Origin of the sequence: Pseudoalteromonas sp. SW0106-04 (genome assembly GCF_001293805.1) — a bacterium.
Taxonomy (GTDB): domain Bacteria; phylum Pseudomonadota; class Gammaproteobacteria; order Enterobacterales; family Alteromonadaceae; genus Pseudoalteromonas; species Pseudoalteromonas ruthenica.
Genome location: NZ_BCAI01000001.1, coordinates 579316 through 598764, shown reverse-complemented (window position 1 = coordinate 598764; position 19449 = coordinate 579316). Strand labels below are relative to the sequence as shown.

General features: G+C 48.4%; 17 protein-coding genes. 6 read left to right on the top strand and 11 right to left on the bottom strand.

Annotated features, from left to right (window positions below; translation table 11 throughout):
* Nucleotides 1-22: 22 nt before the first annotated feature.
* Together W04_RS02450 and W04_RS02445 are read right to left on the bottom strand one after the other, a co-directional pair.
* Nucleotides 23-2464 carry a S9 family peptidase gene (locus W04_RS02450; RefSeq protein ID WP_082342090.1) on the bottom strand — a complete coding sequence of 814 codons (2442 nt, stop codon included), beginning with the start codon at nucleotides 2462-2464 and terminating at the stop codon, nucleotides 23-25.
* A 94-nt stretch (nucleotides 2465-2558) separates the two neighbouring features.
* Nucleotides 2559-3251 carry an SDR family oxidoreductase gene (locus W04_RS02445; RefSeq protein ID WP_053909666.1) on the bottom strand — a complete coding sequence of 231 codons (693 nt, stop codon included), beginning with the start codon at nucleotides 3249-3251 and terminating at the stop codon, nucleotides 2559-2561.
* Nucleotides 3252-3372: 121 nt separating this feature from the next.
* Between W04_RS02445 and W04_RS02440 the strand changes: the two genes are divergently transcribed.
* The 4 genes from W04_RS02440 (at nucleotide 3373) to W04_RS02425 (ending at nucleotide 7338) form a co-directional block, all read left to right on the top strand.
* On the top strand, nucleotides 3373-4386 hold the full coding sequence (locus W04_RS02440) for a LacI family DNA-binding transcriptional regulator (RefSeq protein WP_053909665.1): 1014 nt from the start codon (nucleotides 3373-3375) through the stop codon (nucleotides 4384-4386).
* A complete protein-coding gene (locus tag W04_RS02435) occupies nucleotides 4383-5612 on the top strand; it encodes a glycosyltransferase (RefSeq protein WP_053909664.1) in 1230 nt (409 codons plus the stop codon). The genes W04_RS02440 and W04_RS02435 overlap by 4 nt, the downstream gene beginning before the upstream one ends.
* A gap of 94 nt (nucleotides 5613-5706) precedes the next feature.
* Nucleotides 5707-6933: a threonine/serine exporter ThrE family protein gene (locus W04_RS02430; protein WP_022946616.1), complete on the top strand. Its 1227-nt coding sequence runs from the start codon at nucleotides 5707-5709 to the stop codon at nucleotides 6931-6933.
* 54 nt (nucleotides 6934-6987) lie between these two features.
* On the top strand, nucleotides 6988-7338 hold the full coding sequence (locus tag W04_RS02425) for a hypothetical protein (RefSeq protein ID WP_053909663.1): 351 nt from the start codon (nucleotides 6988-6990) through the stop codon (nucleotides 7336-7338).
* A gap of 172 nt (nucleotides 7339-7510) precedes the next feature.
* On the opposite strand, the gene W04_RS02420 is transcribed toward W04_RS02425, so the two are convergent.
* The 4 genes from W04_RS02420 to W04_RS02405 all read right to left on the bottom strand — a co-directional run bounded on the left by W04_RS02420 (nucleotide 7511) and on the right by W04_RS02405 (nucleotide 10751).
* Nucleotides 7511-8032, bottom strand: a complete 522-nt coding sequence (locus W04_RS02420; RefSeq protein WP_151173968.1) for a hypothetical protein — start codon at nucleotides 8030-8032, stop codon at nucleotides 7511-7513.
* Nucleotides 8033-8499: 467 nt separating this feature from the next.
* Nucleotides 8500-9387, bottom strand: coding sequence for a hypothetical protein (locus W04_RS02415; RefSeq protein WP_053909661.1), 888 nt, complete (start codon nucleotides 9385-9387; stop codon nucleotides 8500-8502).
* Nucleotides 9388-9580: 193 nt separating this feature from the next.
* On the bottom strand, nucleotides 9581-10003 hold the full coding sequence (locus tag W04_RS02410; RefSeq protein WP_053909660.1) for a hypothetical protein: 423 nt from the start codon (nucleotides 10001-10003) through the stop codon (nucleotides 9581-9583).
* Nucleotides 10004-10355: 352 nt separating this feature from the next.
* Nucleotides 10356-10751 carry a VOC family protein gene (locus W04_RS02405; protein WP_022946614.1) on the bottom strand — a complete coding sequence of 132 codons (396 nt, stop codon included), beginning with the start codon at nucleotides 10749-10751 and terminating at the stop codon, nucleotides 10356-10358.
* A gap of 20 nt (nucleotides 10752-10771) precedes the next feature.
* Here W04_RS02405 and W04_RS02400 point away from each other — a divergent pair, with 20 nt between their 5' ends.
* On the top strand, nucleotides 10772-11041 hold the full coding sequence (locus tag W04_RS02400; RefSeq protein ID WP_053909659.1) for a ribbon-helix-helix domain-containing protein: 270 nt from the start codon (nucleotides 10772-10774) through the stop codon (nucleotides 11039-11041).
* 108 nt (nucleotides 11042-11149) lie between these two features.
* Here the strand turns inward: W04_RS02400 and W04_RS02395 are convergent, their stop codons facing one another.
* The gene (locus W04_RS02395) at nucleotides 11150-11749 is read right to left on the bottom strand and encodes a phospholipid-binding protein MlaC (protein WP_022946612.1); all 600 of its coding nucleotides are present in this window, start codon (nucleotides 11747-11749) and stop codon (nucleotides 11150-11152) included.
* A gap of 234 nt (nucleotides 11750-11983) precedes the next feature.
* Here W04_RS02395 and W04_RS02390 point away from each other — a divergent pair, with 234 nt between their 5' ends.
* Nucleotides 11984-12514, top strand: coding sequence for an acyloxyacyl hydrolase (locus W04_RS02390; RefSeq protein WP_053909658.1), 531 nt, complete (start codon nucleotides 11984-11986; stop codon nucleotides 12512-12514).
* A gap of 52 nt (nucleotides 12515-12566) precedes the next feature.
* Here the strand turns inward: W04_RS02390 and W04_RS02385 are convergent, their stop codons facing one another.
* Genes W04_RS02385 through W04_RS02370 form a run of 4 tightly spaced genes read right to left on the bottom strand, consistent with a single transcriptional unit; the run spans nucleotide 12567 to nucleotide 19367 of the window.
* Nucleotides 12567-13571: a zinc-binding dehydrogenase gene (locus W04_RS02385; RefSeq protein ID WP_053909657.1), complete on the bottom strand. Its 1005-nt coding sequence runs from the start codon at nucleotides 13569-13571 to the stop codon at nucleotides 12567-12569.
* 42 nt (nucleotides 13572-13613) lie between these two features.
* Nucleotides 13614-15038: a TolC family protein gene (locus W04_RS02380; RefSeq protein WP_053909656.1), complete on the bottom strand. Its 1425-nt coding sequence runs from the start codon at nucleotides 15036-15038 to the stop codon at nucleotides 13614-13616.
* Nucleotides 15025-18174, bottom strand: a complete 3150-nt coding sequence (locus W04_RS02375; RefSeq protein WP_053909655.1) for an efflux RND transporter permease subunit — start codon at nucleotides 18172-18174, stop codon at nucleotides 15025-15027. Before W04_RS02375 ends, W04_RS02380 begins: the two co-directional genes overlap by 14 nt.
* An 8-nt stretch (nucleotides 18175-18182) precedes the next feature.
* On the bottom strand, nucleotides 18183-19367 hold the full coding sequence (locus W04_RS02370; RefSeq protein WP_053909654.1) for an efflux RND transporter periplasmic adaptor subunit: 1185 nt from the start codon (nucleotides 19365-19367) through the stop codon (nucleotides 18183-18185).
* Between the last annotated feature and the right edge of the window lie 82 nt (nucleotides 19368-19449).

Sequence of the window (19449 nt, the reverse complement as noted above, 5' to 3'; positions counted from 1 at the left end):
CGGGCTTTTAGCATGGTTTCAGTTATTCGCTAGGGGTATTGAGCAGATACTTATCTAGCCACTGCTCTTGCTCCCATAAAACATGAAGCAGGCTCTTACGAGCACGGTAGCCGTGGGCCTCGTAAGGCAGCATTACCAAACGTGCATCCTTACCTAGGCCCTTCATCGCCGCGTACATACGTTCACTTTGCATGGGGAAGGTACCGCTGTTGGGATCTTCTTTGCCGTGGATCATCAACATCGGTTCGTTAATCTTATCGACATGGAAAAATGGCGACATGTTGGCATACACGTCTTGCCCTTCCCAGAAATTGCGCTCCTCACCTTGGAAGCCGAATGGCGTTAAGGTGCGGTTATAAGCGCCACTGCGGGCAATTCCTGTTTTGAACAAGTCGCTATGGGCCAGCAAGTTAGCCACCATAAAGGCGCCATAAGAGTGCCCGGCGATAGCGATGTTGTCTTTATCGGCGACGCCTTTTTCTACCAGTACATCCACCGCTGCTTGGGCGCTGGCTACTAACTGTTTACGGAAGGTGTCGTTCGGCTCTTGGCCATCCACGCCGACAATGGGCATTTTCGGGTCATCAAACACGGCAATACCTTTAGCGAGATATGGCATTGGGCCCCAATAGCCGATATAGGTAAATTCATAGGGCGACTCCCGCACCTGAGAAGCCACGTCTTTATCTTTATACTCGAGTGGATAGGCCCACATCAGCACCGGAATGCTGCCCTGTGAAGGGTCATAACCTGGAGGTAGATACAAGGTGCCCGAGAGCTCAACACCGTCATCGCGCTGATAACGCAGTTGCTCTTTTTGCACCCCTTTAAATGCTGGGTACGGGTGCGGGAACTCGGTCAGCTGAGTTAACGCATTATTGTCTAAGTCACGAATAAATAAATTAGGCTGCTCGGTTTTTGACTCACGCACAGTGATAAAACGGCGCCCTTCATCATCAAGCATCCCCACCACGCGCTCATAATAAGGCGCTTCACTTTGCCATAACCGCTGGGTGCTGTTGGTTTTTACATCATAGCGGTCTAAAAACGGAATATTGCCCTTTTCTGAAGCGCCATTACCGCGTAAAAACACATAACGGTCGCCGATGACTTTCATTACTCGAGTGCCGAGGTCGTTGGTGGTGTAAATCGGATTACCGGGGTCTTTGTAGGCGTCGTTGTAGCTACGCTCTGAGAAGAGCACCGGGGAGCTGGATGCATTGTCAGGTTGAATAACCCAAGTACGTAACATGCGATCGCTAAAGCGCCATTCACTGAGAGTGGCCACCGTATCGTTACCCCAAGTAATACCAGCGAAACGACGCTCTACTTTGGCAAATAGCTTAGGCTTACGCTTAAAGGGTGCACTCAAGCTGTAAACGTAATCATGGTGCGGCACATCGGTTTTCATATCGCCGCCATCTTGAGCCTCAGCCCAGATCACCGTCGCCCCTTTATCAGCACGCCATTCAAAGTCACGAGGGCCGGTGCGCACACTGTCAAAGCCTTGGGGAATATTATCCGCCAGTGGCTGTTGCGCCAGCTGTTTACGCTCATAGCCACTCATACCCCAGATAGACCAAGTCGCAGCGAAACGGTAATACGGCACCTGATAAGAAAACGGTTCATTCAATGCGCCAATCAGGAGGTTGGTGCTATCGGGTGAAACACTAAAGCGACGAAATAACGCGGGGTTTCCTACTTTTTTCGCCTTGCCATCGAGGCTAACGCGATACAATTGCCCTTGCCCGTAAAACTTGAATAACGCTTCGTCATGTGGGCTGGTGAGCAAGTTTTGATAGGTACGGGCCGGTGCTTTTTCCCCTGTGGTTTGCTGGATCACCGGCACCACGGTACTGGCATCATCTTCAGGGGCTTGTTTATCGGCATTGATAGCATGGTTGATAATCACCCCGCTGGCATCGGGTAGCCACTGATAGGGTTTAGCTGCCACCACTGAGTTCAGGGCTAAATCTGAAAGCTGCTGCAGTGCCTGGTTTTCAATATCATAAAACCACAATGTGGCGCTATCTGGAGTTTCCCACACAAAACTAAGGTAGCGACTATCACTGGACCATTGTGGTGAGCGCATAATACCCTCACCTAAACCGTCGACTTCGATGCTCTGGCTGCCATCCACTGCCTTAAAGCTTAACGCCGTGTATTTATTACGCACGCGAGAGCGAGAGAAGTTCTTTGGATTTAGCTTAATCCCAGCGAGCTTGAGCTCCGGTTTAGCCAACGCTTGCAAGCTTTCAACTCGACGACGTTCAAGTAAGGCCACATATTGGCCATCGGGAGATAACATCGACCGGGGTGCAAGTTTCGCTTCCACGACTTGCGCCAGCTCTGGCGAGGGCATTTGATAGCCCGGTTGTGCCGCAGCCTGTGAAGGGGCCGCATGAGTGTTGAGGCTTAGCGTACAAGCTAAGCCCAACACACTGGCAATAAAGCGTTTTTTCATTATTTTTCCTTTATTGTTATGGATTCCTGTTAATGTCTTAAAGGTATTCTAATGCCTAAGTGTTGCTGAGCAACTTTTTAGGTCCAATGCCCGATTACCAAGGTAATTGCTCTGCGCGATAGTTATAAAAACCGCCGCTTTGCGACATCTGCAACGAGTCGATGACCTGTTTTAGGCCACGCGCCGACTCACTGGCATCAATAAGCGCATGGGGTCCGCCCATTTGTGTACGCACCCAACCCGGATGTAAGGACACCGTTTTAATGCCGTGCTCGCGCCAGTCGTTACTCAGGCTTTTCACCACTGAGTTCAACGCGGCTTTAGAGCTGCGGTAAATATAGCCACCGCCTTTAGTGTTCTCGGTGTGACTCCCCACTTTTGATGACAACGCAGCAAACACGCCGCTGTCGGCGCGCGCTAAATGCGGGAAAAAGGCTTGTGCAAGTTTAGCCGGTGCTAACACATTAATGTCCATGACCTGTTGCCAAGCAGCAAAGTCGAGATTAGCTAGGCTGTAGCCTTTAGGGCCATAGATACCGGCGTTACTGATCAGCACATCAATAGCAAGGTCACGGTAGTGCTCTGCAAGCGCCGCGATTTGCTCATTATCGCCGATATCTAACGCCTCAATGTTGATGTTACTGTGCGCTTGTGCCAGTTGTTGTAAGGCCTGCGCCTGCTCTGGATGGCGGCAGGTTGCGATTATTTGCCACTGCTGCTGACAATACTCTTGTACTAAGGCTAAGCCAATGCCGCGATTGGCACCAGTGATTAAAACCTGAGGCATAAATGTCTCCTTGCACGTCTGTCTTAAGTATGAGCCCAGCCTAACAAAGTCATCATCACAAGGCTGCTATTTAGGTCAATTTAAGCTAGTATGGCCCGTCATATTGCAGCTGTATTACGCCATGATAAAAAAGCATCCCAACGATAAAATCACCATATTTGATGTCGCCGAGCACGCTGGTGTATCAAAATCAACGGTCTCCTTAGTGCTCACCCACAGTGACAAGGTCAGTGACAAAAGTAAGGCAAAAGTCGAGCGCGCCATTGCCGAGTTGGGCTACGTATACAACCGCGATGCGGCGTCGCTGCGCTCAAGGCGTTCTCGTTTAGTGGCTTTGGTAATAAATGATTTAACTAATCCGTATTCGGCGCAGTTAGCGGTGGGCTTGGAGCAATATATTTATGATTTAGGGCTCGTTCCCATGCTGGTTAACACCGGCGAGAGTTTTGCTCGCCAGCAACAAGTGGTCAACACCCTAAAAGAGTACAATGTCGCCGCATTTGTAATGTGCCCTGCGCCGGCAACGGATAAGCAATGGCAGAATGAGCTGATCCAAAGCGGCTTCCCAGTTATTAATATTATGCGCGAAATTAGCTTAAGCAGCGCGCCGTGTATTTTGCCTGACAATCGCAAAGGCACATTTTTAGCCGCCGAACACCTCCTCAGCCAAGCGGTGCAGGAGCTAGCATTTATCGGCGGCAATAGTGATATTTCTGATTATCATGAGCGTCTAGCGGGGTTTGAACAAGCGCTCAGTGAGCACCCCAACGCTGTACACAGTCACATCATTAACTCTGCGACGACACGCCAAGGCGGGCATCAAGCCTTTCAGAAACTGCGCCGCCAGGCACCCTCGGTGCAAGCAGTGGTGTGCTTTTCCGATGTCATCGCCTACGGTTTTATTGAGGCTATGCGCGAGGTTGGTTTGACCCCAGGGAAAGACATTAAAGTGGTGGGCTTTGATGATTTGGATGATTCGGCGTTGATGACCCCAGCGCTGAGCTCAGTGCGCATTGACGCTGCAGAAATCGGGCGGCGCACCACAGCGGTATTAAAAGAAATCATGGCGGGTAATAAAGCCCCAGTACGCACCTTGATAGATGTTGAATTACAAGTTCGGGAGTCAAGCCTATGACCCAAGTGTTAGTGATTGGCTACGTGTGGCCAGAGCCGAACTCATCGGCGGCGGGCAGCCACATGATGTCGTTATTAAAGCTGTTTCGCAGCCAAGGGTGGCAGGTGGAGTTTGCCTCTCCTGCACAACGCTCCGAACACATGCAAGATTTAACCGAATATGGTATCACCTGCCGCGATATCGCCCTTAATTGCAGTAGCTTTGATGCCTATATCAGCGAGTTGCAGCCGGATATTGTTATGTTCGACCGGTTTATGATGGAAGAGCAATTTGGCTGGCGCGTGGATAAGTTTGCCCCCGAGGCACTGAAACTGCTCGATACCGAGGACTTGCAATGCCTGCGCGGCGCTCGCCATGAGGCGCACAAAGCGGGCCGTGAGTTTAGTCATAACGACCTACACGGTGATCTAGCAAAAAGAGAAATCGCCGCTATTTTGCGCTGCGATTTGAGCTTGATTATCTCCAGCTACGAAATACAGCTGTTAGAGCAGGTATTCAAGGTTGATAACGCTTTAGTGCATCATTTGCCGTTTATGGTTGATACCGCCGCGCTGCATTCGCATTGGCCGAGTTTCGATCAGCGCCAACACTTTATGACCATAGGTAATTTTCGTCACGCGCCGAATTGGGATGCGGTGCTGTATTTACAACAGATTTGGCCTCTTATTCGCAAACAGCTACCTAAGGCTGAGTTACATATCTACGGCTCATACCCGCCGCCTAAGGCCACTGCATTACATAACCCGAAAACCGGCTTTATCATCAAGGGCTGGGCCGAAGATGCGCATCAGGCCATGAGCTCGGCACGGGTATGTCTTGCGCCGCTGCGCTTTGGTGCAGGCATTAAAGGCAAATTACTCGAAGCCATGATCACCCGTACGCCTTCGGTTACCACCGCTATTGGCGCTGAGGGCATGCATGGGGATTTGCCTTGGAATGGCGCCATTTGCAATGACGCGCAGCTATTTGCCGATGCCGCAGTTAAGCTTTATCAACAACCCAGTGAATTTACTGCTGCACAACGTCATGGCGATGAGTTGCTGCAACGCTTTTATAACGGCGAGGCACTCGGTAAGCAACTGATCACAGCTCTTGAAGGGATACGCTCCGATTTAGCTGGCCATCGCCGCAATAACTTCACCGGGCAAATGCTCAAACATCACACCATGCGCAGCACCCAATATATGGCGCAGTGGATTGAAGCGAAAAATTCATTTAAACCTTGATAGAAATCAGTAGACAGTTAACCTTAGATCAATAAAATGCGCGAGCGCCTGCGATGCAAGGTGCTGTTTTATTTTAAAGATTTGAGGTTACTGCGTGGAAGACGCCCAATTTAAAGAAAAGCGTAAATTTATCGTTAAGCTCGGTAAAATGCTGCATAAGTATGGCACCCCAGCCTACCGCCTAGAAGCGCACTTGATGGAGGTGGCGACCTACTTGGAACTCAAATCCTCGTTTGTAATGTCGCCCACCTCGGTGACCTTTGTGATTTGGACAGAAGGCCATGAGAATGAATACACTCATGTTGCCCGCGTCGACCCAGGCGATCACGACCTTGGCTCCCTCGCCAATACCGATGAAGTGGTGAACTTGTTGCTTAATGGCGAGCTCAGCATTAGTGAGGCCGATCAGCGCCTTGACGACATAGCCGTGATGCCCGCGCCTTATAATAAACTCACCACCGCAGGCGCCTTTGCCATGACCGGCGGTGCCTTTGCCATGCTGATGGGCACAAGCTGGAACGATGTGCTGTGGTCAGCATTGCTGACCTTGGTGGTGTATCTGTTTGTATTATGGTCCGGGCGCTCAAAGCGCGTGGCTCACATGCTAGAGCCTTTAGTGGCGGTAGTCTCGGCGCTTATCGCGTGCGCCGTCAGTGTCTATCTCGACCCTTACATCAATATCCGCTTGGTGGTGCTCTCCAGCATTATTGTGTTTATTCCCGGTCTCGCCCTGGCACTCGGGCTCGCCGAGCTGGCGGCACGGCATCTGGTATCGGGCACGGCACGGGTTATGGACTCTTTCATGCTGCTGTTTAAGCTGTATTTTGGTGCTTTTATCGGCATTGGCCTGGGCTTTGCGCTGTTTGGTCAGGCTGACTTTGTGGCCCCCCAACCGCTGCCGAAATGGACTGCCTGGCTCGCAATTTTACTGTTATGCTTATCTTTGGTGGTTATTTTTCGCACCAAAACAAAACATGCACTGTGGTCTATTGCCTCGGGGTTTATTGCCTATGGTGCCAGCATTGGCTCCGCCGCCTACCTAGATTACACCCTCGGCACCTTTGTCGGCGCCCTAGCCGTAGGCATTTTCAGTAATCTGTTTAATCGCATTGCCAACGCCCCCGCTTCCATTGTGGCTATGCAAGGGCTAATCGTACTGGTGCCGGGATCAAAAACCTATATTGGCTTGAACTCTCTGATTGAAGGACAGGACTTCGTCTATGCCGATCACATCGGCCAACAAACCTTTTTGATTTTTATGTCGCTGGTCGCCGGACTTATCTTCGCCAATGTAGTCCTGCCACCGAAAAAGAGTCTATAGCATCAATGACTAGGCTGAAATAAAGCCCACCACTAACAACACAAGGAGTGTGAGATGATAGTAAATATAGAAGGCTTAATAAACGTACTCTTTATAGTTTTTATGCCGCTGTTTTTGTTAATAACGGCACTATTCCATCGGGTCTCTGCCGCTCATATTAGTAAAGGCATGGAGTCTGAAGGGGTGCCACCACCGAGCTGGGATAAAGGCGTGGGTGCTAGCGCTCCGTGCTATGCCATGGCCATTTTCTTCAAGCGCTGGCGCGGCCCAACATTTATGTTTGATGGTCGACTTGTTCCCAAATATGCTAGAACTGTAGATAAAGTGCTGGCATGTATTTATCTTTTTTCCACGATAGGTTTGGGTATCACATTGATATTGGCTGCCTATTTCGACCCATACTAGTTATAGATACCTATGGCGACCATTACAAAGGGCTATAGAATTGCCGACACAGTCTTAGGGGCCTTGGAAATCTAGCTAACCCAAACAAAACTCTTTTTACTCACCACTTTGTGACGCAGAGTAATTTTCTACTGCTGTTTATATCAGCAATGTGAGATTACGCTTCCAAGAATTACCATTCATCTGTATTCAGGGTCTCTAAAAGAGAGTTGAAATCAAAAACGGTGGTACCTATTTGCTTTTCTAATTCATCTCGAAAAGGTTTGCTTTGACTTTCATAGTGAGCCCTCACTTTTAAGAAGTTTGTAGATTCATATAAAAGCTCAGCGCTTGCTTTAGAATAATCTGAAACAGCCAGCCCTAGTTCGTTGCGCGTATAAGCTAATTGGCCAATAGCATACGCAAGCGATTCTCGAAGGCCATCTTCACAAAGGTTTTTATTTCGTATGTTTAAGTAGTAGAGTGCTTTTAAAAGATCTTCTCTGTTGACCTTAAACTTTTTAAATACGTTTGTTTCAAGTACCAAAGATGATGATTGAGCTTGCTGTTTGCACTTTGTAATCTTGGCAGATAAAAGTACAATTTTCGCTTTCACATCTTCGTCTAGCAATTTCAGTATTGCGTTATTATTGGCAAAGCTTTTCGTTGTCGCCACTAATAAAAAAACGAGTAAAAGGGAGTAAATTTCACTCACCCTCATCTAAAACTCCTAATAAAATATGAGTGAATCAGGGTTGTTGTGCACTTTTTAGTGCCCCCCTAAAATTCAGAATTTCTCACTAAATCTTCTTATTAACTGCGCAATCAATGACTTAGTATATAGCTTTCCATCTATCTTACTGACTTGATATGCCGCCACGAAATACTCTCAGTCAATATAACTTAGAACATACCGACCGTTGAAGAAGCTGACAGTGCTAACTGACTTTTATTCACGCAATAAATTTTGACTCTTTGAATCGACAATCAAATTTCAACAACTCTGACCCCTTGATCCAGGGATCCAGGGATCCAGGTATACGGTGTAATCCTGTTCCGTAAAGAAGGTGACTTGACGGTTATTTCCACGCTGAACAACATGTTGCGGAATATGGGGTAAGTTTAATCTCGGCCGACGCGCCATGGCCTTTCCTCCCTGAAATAGCCAATTGCACTAAAAATTTAGCGCAACTCAGCAACTTCAACAACTCTGACCCCTTGATCCTTGTAACCACTAACAAAGTCAAAAATAGGACTACAGGTTTTCTCCAAGAAATATCTATTTTTTTCACTTTTATTATCTTCAAACTTTTTAGTTGCATCTAATAGGTTGTCAATTGCAAATTTCTTGAATCCTAAACTTGCCGAATAGGAAACTCTATCACCTCTATTCCTATTGTAATAATGCATTTCAAACTCTTTTTCATTGAAATTATATGTGAAGTCCAGATTTTTGACATTAGAAGAAAGATATTCGTTACAAAAATCTATTGTATAAGCAAGAAACTCTTCATCATAATGATCAACCACCCACTTATTTCCAAAAATATAAACATGAAAAAGCTCATGAACAATTACTCTTACAGCCTTAACAAACGTTTCGTATATTGATGGTAGATCACAATACTTTAAAGGCATTGACATTATAATTGCAATTGGTTCATTAGAATTTATTTTACGCTCTATTGTAACATCAAAACCCACTTCTGGTACAATGTAAACTTCGAAATCAATTCTTGGAAAAAACTCAGTGAAACCATGATAAAAGTAATTTTCATCATATATCAAATCCACATTATTTGAATCAAAGCAACTCATTAATGAATTAGAAGCATAGAATGAAATTGAACGTTCACCAAAACTTATAGATGAAACATGTGTACTATTAAAATCATCTAGCATTTTTATATAGATATTCTTTCCACTTGGCCTGTAATATGAACGAACAAAATAAGCCGAACTATTCATATTAACCAAATGTATGGACTTATTATCTGGTATATTAATAACAGAAGAGCAAGAAGTTAGCAGACCAAAAGCTACGTAAAGAAAAAACTTTAACCGATACATAGGTGTTCGTATGAATAAAAAGGGGGGAGAAATCCCCCTTACTGTTGTTAATCGAAACTACATTCCGATACAGGCGTCAGGGCCTGTTTCATGGAAATCATCATCCGGATCGGCTGAACACCCAGTGTTCCCTGGAACCGAATAGGTTACAGTTGCAAGGATTTCACTTTGTTCCTTTACCTGTTGCTGGACACTAACCGGCGTCGCAAGGCGATTTTTTTACTGTAGTATCATATTCAATTTCGACATTATCCGCGATATCTACAAATTGCAATGACCAATTCTTTATATTTTCAGGGTTGAAAAATTTTGCGATATTCCCGACTTTGACTACGGGGAAAGCACGAGAGCTTATTTCCTGACCACTAGAAAATACCTTTACTGTTGCTTCATTTCTATCGATTGTCGCGGTAGCACCAAATGAGGGATTGATATGAATCTCATATTCTGCGACATCTAGCCCCTGCCAATCTGAATATGTAAAGCCTGTTACGCTAGCAACCATTTCTGCTATACTTATCGGTTTGCCCCGTACATAGACTCGTGTGTGTTGCTGCACAAGCACTAACTGTAGTCTTATCAGTTGAGCCATCTCCATTGTCTCTTGTCCTTTCATGCGTGGCTTTTAGAGATGCTTGACACCTCGCGAGTCCAACACATCCTACAACCACCAAAGATATAGCTAAACAACCACCAAAGATATAGCTAAATTTTTCATGTGTTTATATCCTTATATATCTATTCTTATCATTTCCAAATAAACAACACAAATAATGTGTCGAATAAATAAGCTAGAAAAAAACAAGCCAGTGTCAAGATTCTCATTTTTAATTTTAACCTTAATTAATCGATTTAAGGTATTAATGGTAGGCATTGGCAAAAGCAAATAGGTTTATTCGTTCACTCACGGCTTATACTCATGGCCTTTATTCATATTTTCTATTGCCAAGTCTCTGCTTGGCTCGTTCCTACCTGTACACCTCTGAGCGTTCGATCACTTCAATATCGTAGCCGTCGGGATCTTTGATAAAGAAAAACTTAGCGACTAAGTCATCACCATTGTAAAAGGACTTAATTTCTTTGGGTTGATAGCCTGCGGCGATGGCTTTGCCGTGTAGCGACTCGAGATGCTCCTCGGCAAAAGCGAGGTGGCCATAGCCGTTACCTAGGTCATAATCGCTATCACTGTGATGATTCCAGGTCAGCTCTAGTTCAAAGCTGCTGTGTTCATTAGCTAAATAGATAAGTGAAAAATCAGCAAAATCGACCCTTCTTTTCACCTGCAATGCGAATACATCGTGGTAAAATTGAATCGAACGTTGCGCGTCTTTCACGCGGATCATGGAATGAATCATTTTGGCCATTATTTACCCCTGAGAAATCTATGTGTGAACTCTATGCATCAACTCCCCCTGAGCGCTACAGTGTTAAAAAGCGCTCTATTCGTATTCAAGGTGTAGTCACCAGCCTCGCTTTAGAAAATGAAATTTGGCATACCTTGGAGCGCATTGCTGCCCAAGAGCAGCTGCCCTTAGCGGAATTTATTTCCACCTTGTATCAGGAGGTGATTGAGCGTCATGGCAGCATAACCAACCTCGCCTCAATGCTAAGAGTCACGTGTTTAACGTACTTAGACCAGTGTAAACAAAGCTGAGTCGCTAAGGGTAGTAAAGGAATACTACATTAATAATAAAAAGCGGGTGAGCGCCTCATCGGGAGCCTCATGGGTAAAAGGCTACTCGCTCACCCCAAAGGGAAGGGATTAACTTTTCGCTGAGAGCTCTTGATTGACCTGGTCAATACCCACTTCGCTAATACGTGCAATGATCTCTTTTTGCTTCGCGTTGAGTAATGAGATGCCCTCAGCCACGAGGTCGTACACACGCCAGGTGCCAGATTTATCGCGGCGCAGCTTAAACACAATATCTATGGTTGGCTTACCGGGCTCAACAATTTCGGTTTTTACCGAGGCATAGCCATTGTCACCGTGGCCGTTAGGTTTAATAAAACGCACTTCTTGGCCTTTATAACTCATCAATGCATCGGCATACGTCACCGTTAAGTACGACTCCACCGCATCAATAAACGCCAGCGCCTGCCCCTTATTAATCTCGCGCACGTGTTTACCCAATAACTTAAACGACACAAACTTGGTATCAATGTGCGGTATTAACCGTGTTTTCACGACTTCTTTAAGTTTGGCTTTTTTGTCATCACCTTGAGCATCGACTGCGGCGATATCGACAAAGAGCTTATCGCCCACTTGCTTGAGCAGAGAAAACGGCGTATTGGTTTGCGCAGCATGAGCTGAGCCAAACGCAACAGCAAAAAAGAGTAATAAAAAATAACGATATGCTTTCATAGTGCATTCCAATGAGCTGTGAATGGTGAAATTCTAGCGCAGCGGCCTTCGCAAAGTAAGAAACAATAATGCACAGCATTGGTTCCAAAAATGCACATATCAATAACACCAGTAAAATCAGCTAATTAAGGTTTTTGTGCCATAAAGGCACAGTTGTTGTGCACGGGTGCGCATTGAAACTAAAGGGGTGGATATAGATATTACCGCTACTTTTTAGCAGCTAAACACAGACGTATGAAAGCAGTAATCATCCCATTAACCTTAGCGCTAAGTTCGCTCGTTATCACGCCTGCTCAGGCAGGGCCTCGCCATGGTGTTGCCAGTCACTACATTCAAGGTGAAGGTGATGTTAAAGGCATAAAATTGGCCTATCAGTACTACGTCAACGACTATTTACCCGAGCAATTCTCCCAGTTTGATGTGTACTTCGAGAGCAGCATCAATTTTTGGCGTTACGGCAAGGACAATCAACACGATCAAAATGTGGTGGTGGCACTATCACCGGTGTTTCAATACCCGATGACCACATTCAAAGGACGACCCTTGGTGCTGGAGTTTGGTATTGGTGTATCACTACTTGACGACACCCAGTTTGCTGGCAAAAACGTAAGCACTCACTACCAATTTGAAGACAGAGTTGGGGTGGTTTATAAAATGGAAAATGCCGATATTGGTGTGCGCTATATGCATTATTCGAATGCGGGGTTTAAAAGCCCGAATCCTGGCCTGGATTTTATCTCTGTTTCTTACACGCATTTCTTCTAACAGCAAAAAGGGCGCTAAGCGCCCTTTTATAAAACAATGTGCCACACCCGCATTAAGGCTGAATTTTGACCACTCGGCGCAATCGCGCACTGTGATTGTATAAGGTCGTCAGCGCATCTCGCACTGCCGCTTCGGTAAATGGGATCACTTCCAGATCCGGCGCAATAATCGCTCCCGATTGCACGTCTCCAATCAACTGTTGCCCCATAAAGCTAAGCTTTTGCTGTGCGCATAAGCTGTTCGCCAACCAAGCACCACCGAGCGACACCACAGAAATGTTCGGTGCGCGGCGGAATAACAGTTCTTGGGGAATACTAGGAAAGCCATTTAAACAGGCGATACGGCCACAAAAGCGCAAATGCTCTAGGTCACATAAGAATGAATCACCACCACAGGTGTTAAGGATGGCATCAAAGCCGCCCGGACCTAGCTCATGTTTAATATTGCACTCCAGCCCTTCGCAATTGGCATCAAATACCACGTCGGCCCCCAAGGCTTTCAGCCGCTCATGCTCCCCTGCTTCACTGTAAACGAACACCATAGCTCCGCGCAGCTTGGCATACTGAATAGCAAAATGCGCCACCGCCCCGCAGCCAGAGTCAATCAGCAGACTGTCTCCTTCTTCAAGCTGCAGCTTGTCGAGCGCTGCTAAGGCCGTCATACCAGCATTAGGCAAGGTGGCCGCAACCTCACTCGGTACCTCAGCGGGCACTTCCGATACCGCATAGTTAGGAACGGTGGCATACTCTTTGAGCATGCCTTGCGAGCCGAGGCTGGCGTTAAACATCACCCGTGCGCCCTTGGCGGGAAACACGCCTGTGGGCGCGTTCAGTACCGTTCCCACCGCATCTAGGCCCAGCACATGAGGATATTGCCAATGGCAAAAGCCTTCTGCTGCCAGCTTGGCGTCGATGTGGTTTAACGCCACATATTCAATCGCCACTAACAACTCATTGTCATCAGCGACGGGAACGCTCTGCTTATTCATGCAAAGGGCAAATTGCGGCGACGGTTCATTGATCACCATCGTTGTCATTTGCTGTGCTGACTCTGCCATAACTCTGACTCACCTCTTAAATACTGTTCATGCGCAGAACCCCTAGATGACCGGCACCTTGTGCAGTGCGCGACTCCACCGTCCACTGAGCTCGGAATATACGCCAACCTGGGCATTGAGCCAAGTGTCACGCGTGATCAGGGTATCCTGCTGTGCTATTAAAACATCTTGACGGGCGTCCAACAACTCAAGGTATGGCAACTGCCCTTCCTCGTATGCAGCACGCGCTTGTGCATAAGCCTGTTGCGACGCTTGTAAGCGCGATTGCGCCAAGTTCAATGTTTGCTGTTGTTGGAAAACGGTTTGCAGCGAAAGTTCCGCACCGGCTATGACATTACTCAAGGTTTGCCGATAGCTGTGATACTGCGCCTGCGATAAGGCTTTTTGTTGCTGCAATTGTGCCAATAGCTCGGGGTAGCTAAACAGCGACCATTGCACTTGCGGCGTAACCTGCCACTGCCCCTGAGTCTGTTGAAAATGACTGCCACCTACGCCCAACACACCGGCAAACGCACTAAGGCTAACATCGGGGTACAACGCACGTTGAGCGCTGGTGCTCAACGCCGCCTGTTCGGTTAATTGGGCAACACTGCGGCGTACATCGGGGCGTTGCATAAGCGCTTGTTGTGGGTCTAACAAGGCGAGGTTGAGCGCCCACTGTTGATATTGCGCCTCGCTTAGCGCCGTTAGCTGCAACTGCTGCGCGCTGCTATCGAGAATCATCGCTAAGGTGGCACGCTCGGCCAGCATCAAGGCTTGTAGCTGTGGCAGGCGTTGTTTTAGCTGGAAGTACTGTGAGCGGGTGCGATTGAGTTCAAACTCGGTCGCTACGCCCTCTTCGACTTGTACCGCCAGTATATCCATACTTTGCGATAACGCCTCAAGTTGCCGCTCGGTCAGCTGCTGTTGTTGGGCAAACCCTTGCCAACGCATATAGCTGCGCACCGTGGTAACCACCAGCTCTTTACTGAGCTGTTGATGTGCCGCAAGTTGGGCATGGGTGCGGGCACTGGCAGCATCGGCAAGCGCGCGCAGACGTCCTGATAAATCCAGCTGCCAATTGAGCACACCGCGCGCACTGGCCTGTTCCTGCACGCCACTATATGCAGTTTGAACGTTCTTACCACGCTGCGCTTGAGCATTCAGGCCACCATTGGGCCAGTAGGCAAACTCACTGACATCCAAATTGGCCAATGCCGCCTTAATACGTGCGCTGGCGGCTTGTAAGTCTTGGTTGCGCACCAACACGCTATCCACCAGCTGGTTTAGCTCATCACTGTGCAGTTGCTGCCACCAACCGATTTCATCCGCACTGCGCTGCGCCATCAGCACCTGATTGCGCTCAAGGCGCTGCTGCGTTTGTTTGTCTGCCTGTTGCGCCTGAGCAATAACACGCTCGCCGGGAGCAGCGCAGCCTGCTAAGGCTGCGATACTCAGGGCGATGATACTCATTTTAGTTGTGTTCATGATGCGCTCCTTTTTGCCCTAAGGTCACCACATAGTAAAATACCGGCGTAAATAGTAGCCCAAATACAGTCACGCCAATCATGCCAAAGAACACCGCATTCCCCATGGCATGGCGCATTTCTGCACCGGCCCCAGAGGCCAGTACCAAAGGCACAACCCCTGCTGTAAAGGCGATAGAGGTCATAAGAATCGGGCGTAAGCGCAAGCGGCATGCTTCAATAATGGCCTGCCAATGACTGCGCCCTTGTTTGTGACTATCGCGGGCAAACTCCACCATCAAAATGGCATTCTTAGAGGCCAACGCCACCAACACAATTAAGGCGATTTGCGTGAAGATATTATTGTCGCCACCAAGTAACCACACTCCCAGTAATGCCGAGAAAATCGTCATCGGTACAATCATAATAATCGCCAGCGGCAAGCGTAAACTTTCGTACTGCGCTGCCAACACCATAAATACCAACAGCACCACTAAAGGGAATACGTAGACCATGGTATTACCGGCAAGAATTTGCTGATAGGTGACTTCGGTCCACTCATAGGCGATACCGTTAGGCAAGGTGTCGCTGAGCACCTGCTCAATGGCCAACTTCGCTTGATCTGAGCTGTAACCCGGCGCCGGACTGCCGTTTAGCTCGGCACTAGGATAGCCGTTATAATGCATGACACGATCAGGACCGGTAGTAGGCGTGACCTTTAATACTGAGCCTAGGGGCACCATGTCGCCACTGCGATTACGCACTTTAAGCTGGGCAATTTGCTCGCGTTGCTGGCGATAATCAGCATCGGCTTGGGCTGTCACCTGATAGGTGCGACCAAAGACATTAAAGTCATTCACATACAGTGAGCCCAAATACACTTGCAGCGCATCAAACACCTCATTAAGCGGGATCCCCTGCAGCAGTGCTTGCTCGCGGTCGATATCAATATTCATTTGCGGAACTTGAATACGGAAGCTGGAGTATAAACCCGTTAACTCCGGTTGCTGGCGCGCCTCGGCGATGACTTTTTGCAGCGCTAAAAAGAGCGCCTCAAAGCCTTTATTTGCTCTGTCTTCAAGCTGTAATTTAAAACCACCTGTGGTGCCTAGGCCTTGAATGGGCGGCGGTGGAAACACTGCAACATAGGCTTCATCAATAGCAGCAAAACGCTGATTAAGCTGGGCTGCGATAGCGTGCGCCGACATGCTCGGATCGCTGCGCTTATCAAAGTCATCAAGGGGCGTGAACACAATGCCGCTGTTGGTGCTATTGGTAAACCCGTTCACCGATAACCCAGGGAAAGACACGGTATTAGCCACACCGGGAACTTGCAGCGCAATTTTCTCCATTTGCTGCACCACTTTGTGGGTACGCTCTAAACTGGCCGCATCGGGCAATTGCGCCACCGCAACCAAATATTGCTTATCTTGCGCCGGAATAAACCCACCCGGGACCTGTTGAAATAACCCCACGGTGGAGCCCACCAATACCACGTACACGGCACCGACGAGCACACTCATGCGCAATAGCTTTTTCACCAGTCGCTCATAGCCGTTGGCGCCTTTGTCGAAGAGGCGATTAAAAGGTTTAAATAGCCAAGTTCCAAATAACCGCTCCAACAGCTGTGTTAGCTTATCAGGCTTGGCATCATGGGGCTTAAGCAATAAAGCAGACAACGCTGGCGATAAGGTTAAGGAATTAAACGCCGAGATAAGCGTGGAGATAGTAATGGTCAACGCGAACTGCTTATAAAACTGACCCGATAGCCCGGTGATAAACGCCGTGGGAATAAATACCGCACATAACACCAAGGCAATGGCGATAATGGGCCCGGTGACCTCGGTCATGGCAATGCGCGTGGCCGCCAATGGGCTATGGCCATTTTCAATATTACGCTCGACATTTTCGACCACCACAATGGCATCATCGACAACAATGCCGATGGCCAGTACCAGCCCAAATAACGACAAGGTGTTAATCGATACACCGAGCCACTGCATCACCGCGAAAGTACCAATGAGCGAGACCGGCACCGCAATAAGCGGAATAATGGATGCACGCCAGGTTTGCAGGAATAAGATCACCACCACCACAACCAGCAGAATCGCCTCAAGCAAGGTTTTGATCACCGCATCAATCGAGCCGCGCACAAACACGGTAGGGTCGTAGGCAATATCGTATTCGACGCCAGCAGGAAAGTCTTGTGACAGGCGCGCCATGGTTGCACGAACATTATCGGAAAGTTCAATGGCGTTCGAACCCGGACGCTGAAAAATCGGAATGGCTAACGCCGGTTGCCCGTCTAGCATCGCCCGCAGAGCGTAATTGTCTTGCCCTAACTCGATACGAGCAACATCAGCTAAGCGGGTAATTGCGCCGTTATCATCAACACGCACCACCACTTGCTCAAATTCGTCAACGCTGGATAACCGCCCTTTGACGTTTAACAGCACTTGAAACTGACTGCTTGTTGGTGAAGGCTGAGCGCCCAGACTGCCCGCTGCGACTTGCTGGTTTTGCTCACGCAGCGCCGCAACTACATCCATTGCCGTGAGCTGACGCTCGGCCAGCGCACTGGGGTTGAGCCACACGCGCATAGCGTATTTACCGCCGCCAAACATCTGCACATCGCCAACACTGCTCAGACGTGCCAACTCATCCTTGATATACAAATCGGCATAGTTCGACATATACGAGGTATCGTGAGTCTTTTCAGGAGAATAGAGGTGAACCACCATAGCCAAATTCGGCGAGGACTTTTGCGCCACCACACCTAAGCGCTGCACTTCTTGCGGCAATCGCGGTAAAGCGCTATTCACTCGGTTTTGGACCTGTACCTGAGCGCGATCTAGGTCTGTTCCCAAGGCAAATGTCACCGTCAGGGTAAGGCGGCCATCACTGGTGGCTTGAGAAGACATGTACAACATGTTCTCAAGGCCATTTATTTCCTGTTCTAGTGGCGTGGCAACAGTTTCAGCGATCACCTTAGGGTTAGCACCGGGGTAAGTGGCATTGACCACCACCGTAGGCGGCACTACCTCAGGGTATTCACTGACCGGTAACTGGAATAATGAAATAGCCCCAGCGATCACAAACACCAAAGACAACATGGCCGCAAAAATCGGCCGGTTTATAAAAAAGTGTGAAAAATTCATACGCTCCCCTAACGCGCTGCGCTTAATGCATTATCAGCGTCCTGCGCCGGTGCCATAACAAAGCGCGTGTCGCTAAAGTTAAGCGGGATTTCGTTCACCGACACCGTCATACCAGGGCCGACACGCGCAGGACCATTGGCAACCACCAATTCACCCGGTTCAAGTCCTGATTGAATAGCGCGAAACTCACCATAACGCTCACCGAGCTGCACTCGGCGGTATTGCAAGGTGTTATCACCATCAACGGTCAGCACAAAACGGTTTTTCAAATCGGTGCCAATGGCACGCTCCGGAACAATGGCTGTTGGGCTGGCCCCTTGTGCCGCTAAATTAATGCGCGCAAAAGCACCGGGCTTTAACTGATGAGCGACAGCGTCAAATACCGCACGGATGCGCAAGGTCCCGGTTCTGGCATTAATTTCATTGTCGATAAAATCAATGCGCCCGGTGATAGCCTCGCCCTCTGCACTTTTACGCAAGTTTTGTAGAATAACGCGCGCCTGAGATTGCGCATTAATACCGGCAAAATCTTGATACCAAGTGCGCTCGTCAACATTAAAGTAAGCGTAAACACGGTCGTTAGAGACAATACGCGTTAACACATCTTGCCCTGCGGTGATGTGGTTGCCGGCTGTGATTTCGGCACGGGAGATAACGCCATTAATCGGCGAGCGTATGGTCGCAAACGCTAAATCGAGTTCGGCGGCTTGCAGCTCAGCTTTAAGGGCACTGCGCTCGGCTTGGCGCTGCTTTAAAATCGCATCGCGCTGCCCTGCTTGTTCCGTGGACATGGCATTTTTCGCCAGTAGACGCTGCGCCCGCTGCGCCTCACGCTCGGCCTGTGCCAATGCTGCTGAGTTGCTGATCAATTGCGCTTTTAAACGGTCCACTTGAGCGGCAAAAGGACGTGGGTCAATTTGAAATAACGGCTGACCTTTCTGTACCTGCTCACCCTCACTAAAAAAGGTTTGCGTAATTTGCCCAGATACCCGGCTTTTCAGCGCCACTTTGCTTGGCGCCTCCAACCGCGTAGTGAAACTGTGCCAACGCTGCGCGGGTTGCATTTGCACGCTGGCCACATCGATGGTCATCATTGGCCCTTGAGGGGTTGCTTGCTGGCTGGCTTGCTCCGAGCAGCCTGCTAGTATCAATGCAGCACTTAATAGTACCGCTGTTGTTTGCGCCAATCGCATAGTTTATCTCCTTGTTCGAAAGTACTGTCGATCCTAAGGAAAGCGATTGATGATAAAAATAGTGGTTTTATAAAAACATTAA